At 65.3% G+C, this 12,770-nt stretch carries 10 protein-coding genes; all 10 read left to right on the forward strand.

Going from position 1 to position 12,770, the window contains the following annotated elements:
- The first annotated feature begins 150 nt into the window (after window positions 1-150).
- The 10 genes from ORI27_RS09330 (at window position 151) to ORI27_RS09375 (ending at window position 12,658) form a co-directional block, all read left to right on the forward strand.
- Window positions 151-1,515, forward strand: coding sequence for an ammonium transporter (locus tag ORI27_RS09330; protein WP_407666256.1), 1,365 nt, complete (start codon window positions 151-153; stop codon window positions 1,513-1,515).
- A 36-nt stretch (window positions 1,516-1,551) separates the two neighbouring features.
- Complete coding sequence (locus tag ORI27_RS09335; RefSeq protein WP_265996461.1) at window positions 1,552-1,890, forward strand: P-II family nitrogen regulator; 339 nt, start codon at window positions 1,552-1,554, stop codon at window positions 1,888-1,890.
- A gap of 73 nt (window positions 1,891-1,963) precedes the next feature.
- Window positions 1,964-4,477, forward strand: a complete 2,514-nt coding sequence (locus ORI27_RS09340) for a [protein-PII] uridylyltransferase (RefSeq protein WP_265996462.1) — start codon at window positions 1,964-1,966, stop codon at window positions 4,475-4,477.
- Window positions 4,478-4,967: 490 nt separating this feature from the next.
- Window positions 4,968-5,936, forward strand: coding sequence for a PHP domain-containing protein (locus ORI27_RS09345; protein WP_265996463.1), 969 nt, complete (start codon window positions 4,968-4,970; stop codon window positions 5,934-5,936).
- Window positions 5,918-7,606, forward strand: coding sequence for an ABC transporter substrate-binding protein (locus tag ORI27_RS09350; RefSeq protein ID WP_265996464.1), 1,689 nt, complete (start codon window positions 5,918-5,920; stop codon window positions 7,604-7,606). Before ORI27_RS09345 ends, ORI27_RS09350 begins: the two co-directional genes overlap by 19 nt.
- A complete protein-coding gene (locus tag ORI27_RS09355) occupies window positions 7,606-8,586 on the forward strand; it encodes an ABC transporter permease (RefSeq protein ID WP_265996465.1) in 981 nt (326 codons plus the stop codon). The genes ORI27_RS09350 and ORI27_RS09355 overlap by 1 nt, the downstream gene beginning before the upstream one ends.
- Window positions 8,564-9,505, forward strand: coding sequence for an ABC transporter permease (locus ORI27_RS09360; RefSeq protein ID WP_265996467.1), 942 nt, complete (start codon window positions 8,564-8,566; stop codon window positions 9,503-9,505). Before ORI27_RS09355 ends, ORI27_RS09360 begins: the two co-directional genes overlap by 23 nt.
- Entirely contained in the window at window positions 9,502-10,470 is a 969-nt protein-coding gene (locus ORI27_RS09365) for an ABC transporter ATP-binding protein (protein ID WP_265996469.1), read from the forward strand. The genes ORI27_RS09360 and ORI27_RS09365 overlap by 4 nt, the downstream gene beginning before the upstream one ends.
- Entirely contained in the window at window positions 10,467-11,495 is a 1,029-nt protein-coding gene (locus tag ORI27_RS09370) for an ABC transporter ATP-binding protein (RefSeq protein ID WP_265996471.1), read from the forward strand. Before ORI27_RS09365 ends, ORI27_RS09370 begins: the two co-directional genes overlap by 4 nt.
- A gap of 155 nt (window positions 11,496-11,650) precedes the next feature.
- A complete protein-coding gene (locus ORI27_RS09375; protein ID WP_265996473.1) occupies window positions 11,651-12,658 on the forward strand; it encodes a ParB/Srx family N-terminal domain-containing protein in 1,008 nt (335 codons plus the stop codon).
- The last annotated feature ends 112 nt before the right edge of the window (window positions 12,659-12,770 follow it).

Here is a 12,770-nt window from a genome sequence, read left to right on the forward strand (position 1 = left end):
ACGTTATGCCTGGTGAAACACGAGCGTAACACCTCTGTGGCGTCCGTTCACATCGACGAAACGAAACAGAATCCTCGACGAAACCGCTGCACACGAACCTTCTCGTGATGCCGACTAGTCGGCGCACTTCCCAAAGGAGGTTCACACAAAGTGCTCTTCGCACCCCTTGGATTACCCGATGACGTGTTCAAGCCATTTGGACCGGATGGCCTGAGCGCGGGCGATACGGCGTGGGTGATCGCCGCAACGGCCATGGTGTTGTTCATGACACCGGGCCTGGCGTTCTTCTACGGCGGTCTTTCGCGCCAGAAGTCTGTCCTCAACATGATGATGATGTCGTTCGGCTCGATGGGCCTGGTCTCCATCATCTACGTGCTGTGGGGCTACTCGATGTCGTTCTCGTCCGGACATACCGGGGAAAAGGACATCGCCGGAATCTTCGACAATCCGTTCTCGCTATTCGGTGTCTATCAGCTGATGGAGACCAAGGATCTCGGGGATGACACGACCGGCTATGTGTCCGGCGGTTTCGGCACGGTTCCGGCCATCATCTGGGTCGCCTTCCAGCTGACATTCGCCGTTATCACCGTCGCCCTGATCAGCGGCTCGGTGGCCGAGCGGATGAAGTTCGGCACTTGGTTGGTCTTCGGCGGGCTCTGGGCCACTATTGTGTATTTCCCGTTGTCCCACATGGTTTGGGGCGGCGGCCTGCTGTCGGGCTCGGGTGAGGGCATTGCCGCCAAGGTCTTCGGTGTCAATGAAGAAGGCTCGGCCAACGTCGCGCCCATCGACTTCGCCGGTGGCACCGTCGTTCACATCAACGCCGGTATGGCGGGCCTGGTCCTGGCAATCCTGTTGGGCAAGCGCATGGGCTTCGGCAAGACCGCTTACCGTCCGCACAACGTGCCGTTCGTCTTGTTGGGCGCCGCCATTCTGTGGTTCGGCTGGTATGGCTTCAACGTCGGTTCCGAAGGCGCCGCGGACACATTGGCGGGCCTGGTGTTCGTCAACACCACCGCGGCCACCGCCGCGGCCATGATGGCGTGGCTCCTGGTGGAGCGGATCCGCGACGGACATGCGACCAGCGTCGGCGCCGCATCGGGCATCGTCGCCGGCCTGGTGGCCATCACTCCCGCCTGTGGCGCTCTGTCCCCGATCGGATCGATCATCCTCGGCGCGGTCGCCGGCATTCTCTCGGCACTGGCCATCGGCCTGAAGTACAAGTTCGGCTATGACGATTCGCTCGACGTGGTCGGCGTGCACCTCGTGTCGGGTCTGTGGGGCACCGTCGGTATCGGGTTCCTCGCGGTCGACAGCGGTCTGTTCTACGGCCACGATTACAAGCAACTCGTGGTCCAGATCATCATCGCGCTCTCGGCGTTGATCTTCACCGGGGTTCTCACGGCGGTCCTCGCCTTCGTCGTGAAGCCGCTGGGCTGGCGAATCAGTGCCGAGGAGGAAGACACCGGCATTGATTCAACTGAACATGCCGAAACCGCTTATGAACTCGTCTGATCGGCAACAATCGACAGTGTCTTGGAAGGGAACGAAATGAAACTGATCACTGCGATCATCAAGCCGTTCACGCTGGAAGACGTCAAAACTGGACTCGAGCAGGCGGGTATCCTTGGGATGACGGTCAGCGAGGTTCAGGGGTACGGACGTCAGAAGGGCCACACCGAGGTCTACCGCGGCGCCGAGTACTCCGTCGATTTCGTCCCAAAGGTCCGCGTCGAGGTCGTAGTCGATGACTCGGCCGTCGACAAGGTCGTGGACGTGATCGTGCAGGCCGCACGGACCGGCAAGATCGGCGATGGCAAGGTTTGGGTCAGCCCGGTGGAGACCGTTGTTCGGGTCCGCACGGGTGAGCGGGGGTCTGACGCCCTCTGACGCATCCGATGTGACGTCTTCTCGCGGCCACACCGAATAAGCGTTAGTTGGGGTCGGCTGTGGGAGGACTGAGATGACAAAGCAATCAAGAGATTCCGCCGCCGGCGCTTCCCGATGGGAGGCACCGGCGGCGCCTCATGTCGCCGGCCCAGCGGCTCCGGCGGGCTCTTTGAAACCGGCCAAAGATCTGGCGATGGCGTGTCAACAGCTGCTGAAAGGCGGCCAGCGTCAGCTCGATTCGTCCGCACTGCGCGATGCCCTGCTGGACCTGCATGAGTTCTGGTTGTCCACGAAGGCCACCGAGATCGGTATCACCGCCACCAGCGGGTTCGCCATCGTCGCGACCGGCGGCCTGGGCCGCCGGGAGTTCGTGCCCTACTCCGACCTCGACCTCATGTTGCTGCACGACAACATGCCCACCGATATCCTCACCCAGGTAGCCGAGCTGCTGTGGTACCCGTTGTGGGATGCCAACATTCGCCTGGATCACAGTGTGCGCACGGTGCCCGAGGCACTCTCGGTGGCCGGTGAGGACATCGCGGCCGGGTTGGCGATGCTCGAGGCGCGGCACATCGCCGGCGACGCCGAACTGTCCCAATTGCTGATCGGCGGGGCGCGCAGGCAGTGGCGTACCGGGATCGCCTCCCGTTTCGACGAACTCGTCGAACACACCCAGGCCCGCTGGCAGCGCAGCGGGCAGATCGCGCACCGTGCCGAGCCCGACCTGAAATGCGGCCGGGGTGGCCTGCGAGACGTCCAATTGCTCAACGCCCTGGCCATCGCTCAGCTAGCCGACGTCTACCCGAACCACTCGCTGGCCTCGCCGACCGGATCGCTGGGCGGGGCGCATCTGGCTCTGCTGAACGTCCGCACCGAATTGCACCGGGTCTCCAATCGCGGTCGGGACCAGTTGCTCGCCCAGTTCGCCGACGAAGTCGGCGCAGCGCTGCGCGTCGGCGACCGTTTCGATCTGGCCAGGGTGCTCTCCGACGCGGCGCGGACCATCAGCTACTACGTCGACGCCGGGTTGCGCACGGCTGCCAACGCCCTTCCCAAGCGCGGACTCTCGGCGCTGCGCCGGCCGACACGCCGTCCGCTCGACGAGGGCGTGGTCGAGTTCGCCGGGGAGGTCATCCTGGCCCGCGACGCTCGTCCGGAGCGTGATCCGGGTCTGATCCTTCGTGTGGCCGCCGCTTCGGCGACCACCGGCCTGCCGATTTCGGGTTCGACGTTGAGCCGGCTGGCGGCCTCGGCGCCCGAGTTGCGCACGCCCTGGCCCCGCGACGCCCTCAAGGACCTGCTGGTGCTGCTGGCCGCCGGCCCGACGACGGTGGCCACGGTTGAGGCGCTGGACCGCACCGGCCTGTGGGGACGGCTCTTCCCGGAGTGGGGAGCAGTCCGCGACCTTCCGCCCCGCGATGTCATCCACATCTGGACCGTCGACCGGCACCTGGTCGAGACCGTATCGCGGGCAAGCGCTTTGACTACCCGGGTATCGCGTCCCGATCTTCTGGTGCTGGGTGCCCTGCTGCACGACATCGGAAAGGGTCGCGGCGGGGACCATAGCGTGATCGGTGCCGATTTGGCGGTACAGGTCGGAACCCGGCTGGGTCTGTGGCCCTCCGATGTCGACCTGCTCTCGGCGATCGTTCGCTATCACCTGTTGCTGCCCGACACCGCGACGCGCCGCGATCTGCAAGATCCCCAGACCATCTCCCGTGTCGTCGAGGCACTCGGCGGAGACGCGGTACTGCTCGAACTGCTGGATGCGCTGTCCGAGGCGGACTCGTTGGCCACCGGCCCGGGAGTGTGGGGTGACTGGAAGGCCTCGCTGATCGGTGACCTGGTCCGGCGCTGCCGGCTGATGCTGGCCGGCGAGCCGCTACCGAAGGCGGATCCGATTGACCCGCATCATCTTTCACTTGCCGCCGATCACGGCGTCCATGTCGAGATGACGCCGGGGGAGAGCGCGCACACCTACAACGTCGCCATGATCGCGCCCGACCGGCGTGGCCTGCTGTCCAAGGCGGCAGGCGTGCTGGCGCTGAACTCGCTGCGGGTGCATTCGGCATCGGTCAACAGTTCAGACGGTGTGGCGATCAATACCTTCGTGGTATCCCCGCATTTTGGCGCCCCGCCGGCGGCGGAGCTACTGCGCCAGCAGTTCATCCTTGCGCTGGAGGGCGAGCTCGATGTCATCGCCGCCCTGGAGAAGCGTGACCGGGAGTCAGCGCAGTACGGGAACGGCCTGGCCGGCGAGACGAAACCGGCCGTGCCGATCAATGCCGTGCCGGCCCCGCCGCGCATTCTGTGGCATCCCGGCAGTGGGGCGGGCCAACTGATCGTCGAGATCCGCACCATCGACCGCACCGGGCTGCTCGCGATGCTCACCCGCGTGTTCGAAGGCGCGGCCGCCGATATCGCCTGGGCCAAGATCACCACATTGGGTTCGTCGGTCGTTGACGTGTTCGGTATCGCGGTGCAGGCGCCGAGCGCCGTCGAGGAGGTTCGTCAGCAGCTCGAGCGTGAGCTGTACGCGGTGTTGCCGACTCCGCCACCGGCCAAACCCGTCGAGGAAGCCAGCTGACGGGGCGTCGAAGGTACCCGGCGCTCGAGGTTTGGCTGCTGTACGTCACTGTCCCACCGACTCCGTCACGAGTTCGCCACAGCTTCACGTAGATGAACGGAACCCATGTGGTGATGGAACACAGCCTTGCTGTTCTCGTGTCGTATTCGGCGGGTTCACCCTCTGGTTGGTCGGGGTCTGCGCCCACGGCAAACCTCCCCGCGATGGGCGACCCGGTGCGCGTGTTCTTGCGAACATCACGAAAAACGCTGTGTACGTGGCTATTCCATCCCATCGAGCGCATCGGATGACCTGACGCGCGATGGCGCTTCGCGGGGCGGTTGGTAACGCCCGCGCCGCAGCGCGTTGGCAGCGTGGGTCGTGGTCGGCTGAGTCCGATCGACAGTTCATTGAAGGCGGGTTTGACCGAGGCGATCGTTTGAACGACCATTCGAACGCCGTGTACTGTCCTGCTGTCCGGAAAAGGCGCACGACTACGAGTTGGAATCGAATGTTGCTAGAGCCCAATGTGTTCGAGCGGTCGGGGCAGTGGCTGCGCTGTGCTCTGCACGCGCATTCCACCGTCAGCGACGGTGATCTGGCGCCGAAGGCGCTGGCCCGTCAGTATGCGACAGCCGGCTTCGACGTACTGGCGATCACCGATCATTGGCGGTTGGCCACGGTGGACGATGACCAGGGAATTTTGATGGTCCCAGGCGCCGAGCTCACCGCTGACCTGGGTCGGGTCGGCTGGACGGCCGATGTGCTGGTGTACGGAATCCATGATATTCCAGACGATCCCGGTGGTGACCGGCGCAATTGGATGGTCGACACCGAGGAGCATTGGGAACAGCGCACCTTTCCGTCAGTCGAGGACTGCGCGGCCTGGGCGCATCAACAGGGGGGCGTGGCCTACGTCGCTCACCCCTACTGGACGGGAGCGGGCTCGGACGCCTTCGATGACGCTCCACACCTGGCCGGCATAGAGATCTTCAACGGAAGCGGCGAATACGAAGGTGGAAGGGGTGACTCGTCGTTGTTGTGGGATGAAGCGCTGCAACGTGGTCTTCGGTTGCACGGAATCGCGACAGACGATACGCACATGCCATTGCTCGATATCGGGTTGGCGTGGACGTGGGTGAAGGTTGCCGAACGTACGCCCGAGGCAATTGTCGGGGCTCTTCGAAACGGGGATTCCTACGGTTCGACCGGGCCGAGTATCTTCGAGGTGCACAGTGTCGACAACGGCATCGAGGTCCGATGCTCACCTGCGCGGTCGGTCCATGTGACCACCAGTCGCGAGGAGGGCGCCAGCGTCACCGCCGGACGTGCGGGCAGGCGAACCGGCAAGATCCTGGATTCCGACGGAACAGGGCTCATTACCCGGGCATTGGTCGAATTCGATTGGGCCAAAGTGGACTACGCGCGAGTCCGCGTCGTGGATGCCGCAGGTCACCAGGCATGGACGAACGTCCTGTGAGCGCGCGCGTGAAAACCACCGGGCGGCGATTCGTCGCGGTGCTTGCCGCGACGACGGTCTTGGCCGCCGGATGTTCGGCCACCGGCAGCAAGGGCACCGACGACGTCTTGACCATCGGCACGACCTACTACATCTCGACGTTGAATCCCTTCGTCGGCATCGAAACCCAGGACAGCACCGCCTACTCGATGCTGTATCCCCAGTTGGTGCAGTATGGTCCAGGGCTCAAGCTCGAAGGTGATTGGGCCACGGAGTGGACGGAGTCGCCCGACGGGCACACCATCACCTTCAAGCTGCGGGACGGCAAGTGGTCGGACGGCCAGCCGTTGACCGCCGACGACGCCGTGTGGACGATCGACACGATCCGCAAATACGCCGAGGGCGCCACGGCGTCGATGGCCAAGGTGCTTGCCGGGGTCGCCTCGGCCGAGGCCCCCGATCCGCACACGCTGGTCATCCACTACGACCAGCCGACGGGCCCGGCGATGGCCAACCTCGAGCAGATGTACATAGTGCCCAAGCATGTCTGGGAGGCACACGCCACGGGCGACGACGGATCCGGACTCACCGATTTCAAGCCCGAGCAACAGTTGCCCGTGGTCGCCGGCGGTCCGTTCACGATCACCAAGTTCGAGGACAAGGGCACCACGGTGTTCACGCCCAACCCGGACTTCTACGGCCCTAAACCAAACGCCTCAGCGGTCGCTTTGACCTACTACACCAATCCCACGGCCCTCATCGCCGACCTCAAGGCGGGCCGACTCGGATTCGTCGACAACATCCCGTTCAAAGACGCCGCGCAACTGAAGTCCGTTCCGGGCATCACGTTGGCAAGCCAGCCTGGAAACGAGGTGACCAACTTCGGGTTCAACTCCAGCGACGCCAAGAAGCTGAACCGGGAACTGCTCGATCCGAAGCTTCGAGAGGCATTCGAATACGCGCTGCCTCGCGAACAGATCGTCGGTACCGTTTTCGGCGGCGAGGCCAAGCCGTGGGCCAACATCCTGTCCGGATGGTCCGGTGACTGGGTGAACCCCGAGGTGAAGCCGCTGCCCAACGATGTCGGCAAAGCCAATCAGATTCTGGACTCACTCGGTTACCAACGCGGGCCCGACGGCCTGCGCATTGTGCCGGCCACCACCGGTGAGAAGGCCCAACCAGCTCACCCGATGCGCTACAGCGTCATCGTGCCCAACGACACCGACTACGACGGCCACCTGCAATTCACGTTGTTGAAGAGCGCGTTCGAGAAGGTCGGTGTCGAGCTCACCGAGCAGGCCGGCGGCGACGGCACCCAGGCTTACGAGTTGATCACCGCGCCGGACGGCGAGTACGAGGACGCCGACATGTTCACCTGGTACTGGCATCCCTACATCGACCCGGACTTCAACCTCGGTGTCGTCACCACCAGTGAGCTGGGCAACAACAGCGATACCGGGTGGAGCAACCCGGCCTACGACGAGCTGTACGAACGGCAGCGGGATACCGTGGACCCGGCGGCGCGGCGCGCTCTCGTCTGGCAGGCCGAGGCCGAGATCGCCACGGCCAGGCCCTATATCCAGATCGTGGAGACCAATCTGGTCACCGCCAGTTCCGACGCCTGGACCGGGTTCGAACCGGAGTTGTTCACCCTGGGCAAGGCCTACTACACCAGTCCGAAACGAGCTTGATGGCTGCACTGGGCCGAATCTGGTTCGCGTTGGTCACTGTGTTCGTCGCCGCCACGATCAACTTCTTCTTGTTCCGGGTGATACCGGGTAACGCGGTGTCGGCTCTGCGCTGCCGCAGCTGCACCCCGCAGCTGCGGCAGGCGCTGCTGGAGCGGTATGGTCTGGACGATCCGCTGCCGGTGCAGTATCTGCACTATCTCGCACAGCTCGCCCGCGGTGACCTGGGAATCAGCCTGGCGACCGGAAAGCCGGTGTGGCAGGCCATCATCGGGCCGCTGATCAACACTCTGCCAATGCTGCTGGCGGGCACGCTGATCGCGCTGGTCCTCGGCGTCGCCAGCGGTGTGGTGTCGGCGTGGCGGCGCGGAACAGCCGTCGACGCCGCGTCGCAGTGGACCAGCCTGGCGTGCTACGCGATGCCCACGCAGTGGATTGGATTGCTCGTGGTGTTCTACGTGGCTTCCGCTGTCGGACTGCCAGCGGTCGGCATCCAGAGCCCGACCCTCGGCGTCTTGGGCGCGCCCGCGACGTGGGAACTGCTGGTGGATCGCACACAACACCTGATCCTGCCCGCGCTCACCCTGGGGATCGGTTGCTACGGCCAATATGCCATTGTCGTTCGCTCCGCGATGCTCGAAACCCTCGGTGAGGATTACGTTCTCACCGCGCGGGCCAAGGGCTTGCGCGATTGTACGATCGTGCGCCGACATGCCTTCGGCAACGCCATGTTGCCCCTGGTGACGATCGTCGCGTTGTCTGCCGGTTCAGTCGTCGCCGGCGCGATTGTGGTGGAAGACGTCTTCAGTTACCCCGGAATCGGTTTCGCGGCCGTCGATGCCATCAACAAGCGCGACTACCCGGTGCTGCAGGGAATCTTCCTGCTGTTGACGGTGGCGGTCGTTCTGGCGAACCTGGCCGCCGACCTCATCTACGTCCGCATCGACCCGAGGATCAGCCATGGTCGCGTCGCTGCCGGCTGAGTCCGCCGGGGACCTGCCCGCACGGGCCTCGGTGCTGCGGCGGCTGGTGGCCGGGAATCGCCAGACGCTGTTGGGTCTGTGCGTGCTCGGGGTGTTCGCCGCCATAGCGGTGCTGGCGCCGGTGATCGCCACGGCAGGCATCAACACCCAGTTTGCCAATGGATTCGCCGCTCCGAGCGCCGCACATCCTCTGGGCCTGGACGGCGGTGGTTTCGACGTGCTGACCCGACTGGTGCACGGAGCTCGGACCTCGTTGTTGGTCGGCTCGGTCGCCGCGCTCGTCGGAATGGTGATCGGTGGCGTGATCGGGGTTCTCGCAGGATATTTCGGCGGGCGCACCGATGGACTGCTGATGCGCACCACCGACTACTTCCTGGTGATCCCCGATATTCCGCTGATGATCGTCGCCGCGGCCGTCTTCGGTCAGAATCTGACCAATATCGTCATCGTCATCGGCCTGGTCTACTGGGCCTCGACCGCACGGCTCATCCGCGCCCAGGTGTTGTCGGTTCGCCAACGGACCTTCGTCCATCGGGTGGAGGCGATGGGGGCCGCGCCGCTGTGGGTACTGGCCCGCCACGTGGTGCCGCACGTGATGCCGCTTCTGGTAGCCAACACCGTCCTCATGGTCGCCAACGCGATCTTCGCCGAGACCTACATCAGCTTCCTGGGGCTCGGCGACCCGTCGGTGACCTCGTGGGGCCGGATGATTCAGGAGGCGCTCGATCAGGGCGCCGTACTTGCCGGCGCATGGTGGGTGGTGCTACCGCCCGGTTTGGCGGTGACGATCGTGGTGCTCGCCGCGACGGTTGCCGGACAGGGCATGGAGGACACTCTCAACCCGCGGCTCAAGGTGGGTCATCTGGCTGTCCGGCGATTCCGGGTGCGACCGCTGCACGGCCGGCTGGAGCGCGCGTGAACCCGCCACTGCTGCAGGTGGATGACTTGCACGTCGACTTCTATTCGGGGGCAAAGCAAGTCAGTGCCGTCCGCGGAGTCTCGTTTACCCTGCATCCGCGAAGCCGGTTGGGAATCGTCGGTGAGTCCGGATGCGGCAAGTCGACGGCGATCCTCGCGGTCATGGGTCTGCTGCCCGCGAACGCCGTGGTGTCCGGACAGGTCCGACTCCAAGGAATCGACATCCTTGCCGGCGGGGACGCCGGGATGCGCCGGCACCGATGGCGCGACATCGCGATGGTGTTTCAGGGTGCGATGAACGCGTTCAATCCGGTACGGACCGTCGGTGAGCAGATCGCCGAGCCGATTCGGTTGCACCAGAACGTCACCCGACGGCAGGCCCGCCAGCGGGTAGTCGAGCTGCTCGGTCTGGTCGGCATTCCGGCACGCCGGGCAGGGCACTATCCACACGAGTTCTCCGGCGGTATGCGGCAGCGGGCAGCACTGGCGATGGCGCTGGCGTGCGGGCCGAAGGTTCTCCTCGCCGACGAACCGACGACCGCGTTGGATGTGATCGTCCAAGCCGAGATCCTCGAGTTGCTGCGCACCGTCACCGACGAACTCGGGGTTGCTCTGGTTTTCATCAGTCATGACCTGCCCGCCGTGGCCCAGGTCGCCGAGCGAGTTGCCGTCATGTACGCGGGGCGCATCGTGGAGGAGGGCCCGGCGGAAGTCCTGCTGTCGTCGCCGCGCCACCCGTACACCACGGCGTTGGTGTCGGCGATACCCAACGTCATGTCGGACGCGGCGATGCGATCCATACCCGGAGAACCGCCCCGGCTGGACGTGGCCATCGATGGATGTTCCTTCGCGCCCCGTTGCCCTTCGGGGATCGATGCGTGTCGAATCCAGGAGCCGCCCAACGTATCCGGCGTCACCGGAACCGTCGCTTGCCACCTCGCCTCGGCCGGTGGAGCGCTGCGATGACCGCGTCACTGCTCCAGGTTTCCGAGCTCACGGTGCATTATCCGGCCGGGTCAGCCGGGCTGCTCGGCCGCCGTCGTTCGGTGGTGCACGCCGTCGAGCAGGTATCGCTGACCGTCGCCCCCGGGGAAATCGTCGCGCTGGTGGGCGAGTCCGGTTGCGGCAAGAGTACCGTCGCGCGTGCGATCGCCGGGGTTCAGCGTGCGAGCGGTGGCAGCGTCTGTTTCGAGGACACCGACCTGATCGGACTGCGCGGCTCGGCGCTGCAGCCCTATCGTCGGGCCATCCAATTGATCCATCAGGATCCCTACGACTCTCTCGACCCGCGGATGACGGTGCGGTCGATCGTCGACGAGGGGCTCCGCATCCACCGCATCCCGCGTCGCGAACGCGCCGTCATGGTGCGCGGCGCCCTGGAGCGGGTAGGCCTGGCGGGGGACTGGGTGCTCGACCGATTTCCCCACGAACTGTCCGGTGGGCAGCGTCAGCGGGTTGCCATCGCGGCAGCGGTGGCGCTGACCCCGCGGTTGTTGATCGCCGACGAACCGGTGTCCATGCTCGATGTATCGGTTCGGGCCAGCGTGCTCAATCTCATCGGTGATCTGCGTGGCGACGGTTTGGCGGTGTTGTTGATCACCCACGACCTGGCCAGTGCGGTGGTGCTGGCCGATCACATCGCGGTGATGTACTTCGGGCGGATCGTGGAGGAGGGCCCGGCCCGCGAGCTGCTGCGCCGGCCCGCCCACCCCTATACCCGTGCTCTGCTGTCGGCGATGCCGTCGGCGGATCCGGCCGTACGAACCGACCCACAGGTCGTCCACGGTGAACTCCCGGATGTTCTGCACCCGCCGCAGGGGTGCGCATTCGCCTCGCGTTGTCCGGTGGCCGAACCGGCGTGCGGCGAGCAGATCCCCGTCCTGTCGACGGTCGGCGAGGGCCGCCGCGCGGCCTGCTTGCGGGTGGCCCGGTCGGCCGGTCCGGCCGGCGACGATACGAGCCCAGCAGAGCAGCCGTGGATCTTCCAGTGAGCCGGTGGGTAAGTCACCGTCGAGCCGGTCGACCAGCAATCTATAGGCCAAAATTCACCCGGTGTTCGCCGCGCCGAGCCGTACCGGATGGGTGCGGGTCGGCTGTGATCGTTACATCCTTCGGGATCCCTGTTCGTTTGCTTGCAAGGAGTCCCATGCGTATCGCCGTAGTGTGTGCCGCAGGCGCCGTGATCGCCGCCGCAGTGGCCCCAGTGCCCGTGGCCGGCGCCGATCCAGGAGCCTTGGCCTGCGCTCCGGCCAACCAGCGCTACTGCGCCGCGCAGGCGGGCGATCTGGTCGAGACCTCGCTGGTCGAACTGCATCCGACCCAGCCGTCGCTGGGCTACGACGAGGTGTTCTACAAGCTCGGGCGGTACACGGCCGGCAAGGACAAGATCAACAAGAAGTTCGCCGACTGGTGTGAGGCCAACGGACAGGGCGACGTCGAGTCGGCCAAGCCCGACGCCACCCTCGCCGACCCGGCCTCGTTCACCTGCTCGGTGCCGCTTGGTGCCGAAACCCCGGAGACCATCGCCCCGATGAAGACGGCGGTCGTGGGTCCGGCGGGTCAGCTGTACCTGACCGACGGACACCACACCTTCACCTCGTTCTGGGAGGTGCCCGGGGGCGGTCCGGACACTCACGTCCGGGTGAAGATCACCGGCAACCTCTCGGACATGGCTCCCGAGGCCTTCTGGGACATGATGCGCGCCAACGCCTGGACCTGGCTCGAGGATGCGGCGGGCAACCCGGTCACGCCCGAACAGTTGCCCGCGTCGTTGGGCCTTTCGCAGTTCCAGAACGATATCTATCGCGGGGTGCTCTACTTCGTCCGCGATGTCGGCTACACCCAGGACGAGAACAGCCCGGCGTTCCAGGAGTTCTACTGGGGACAGTGGTTGCGCGGCCAGTCTCAGCCGGCGCTGCGGCCCGCCGATACCGATCTCAGCGCAGAGGAGCCCTACCTGAACCTGGTTCGCAATATCGCAGCGGCGATTGTCGCGCTACCCGGCGATGCCGACGTCGCCCGCGGGCGCACGGCCGATGACCTCGGGAAGCTCGACAAGGTCGATGAGGAGGCGTTTCAGGAGTTGGCAGTGCCTTACAGCGGGAAGAAACCGGGCAAGCTCGCCTACGCCCTGCTGTACAAGAACTCGCACTGAGCCAACCGGCATGCGTTGGGTGGCTACTTGGGGCACAGGTCCGGGTCGGCTGCGTAGGTCAACCGGCCCCTCGAGCGGTGAGACCGCGTCGGGCGCCTAACGATAGGCTTGC

Source organism: Mycobacterium pinniadriaticum, from assembly GCF_026242045.1.
GTDB classification, from domain to species: Bacteria; Actinomycetota; Actinomycetes; order Mycobacteriales; family Mycobacteriaceae; genus Mycobacterium; species Mycobacterium pinniadriaticum.

Coding starts and splice junctions, on each gene's coding strand:
- ORI27_RS09345 (WP_265996463.1), top strand. CDS start 4,968: ATGTTGCTAGAGCCCAATGTGTTCGAGCGGTCGGGGCAGTGGCTGCGC.
- ORI27_RS09350 (WP_265996464.1), top strand. CDS start 5,918: ATGGACGAACGTCCTGTGAGCGCGCGCGTGAAAACCACCGGGCGGCGA.
- ORI27_RS09335 (WP_265996461.1), top strand. CDS start 1,552: ATGAAACTGATCACTGCGATCATCAAGCCGTTCACGCTGGAAGACGTC.
- ORI27_RS09360 (WP_265996467.1), top strand. CDS start 8,564: ATGGTCGCGTCGCTGCCGGCTGAGTCCGCCGGGGACCTGCCCGCACGG.
- ORI27_RS09370 (WP_265996471.1), top strand. CDS start 10,467: ATGACCGCGTCACTGCTCCAGGTTTCCGAGCTCACGGTGCATTATCCG.
- ORI27_RS09340 (WP_265996462.1), top strand. CDS start 1,964: ATGACAAAGCAATCAAGAGATTCCGCCGCCGGCGCTTCCCGATGGGAG.
- ORI27_RS09355 (WP_265996465.1), top strand. CDS start 7,606: ATGGCTGCACTGGGCCGAATCTGGTTCGCGTTGGTCACTGTGTTCGTC.
- ORI27_RS09375 (WP_265996473.1), top strand. CDS start 11,651: ATGCGTATCGCCGTAGTGTGTGCCGCAGGCGCCGTGATCGCCGCCGCA.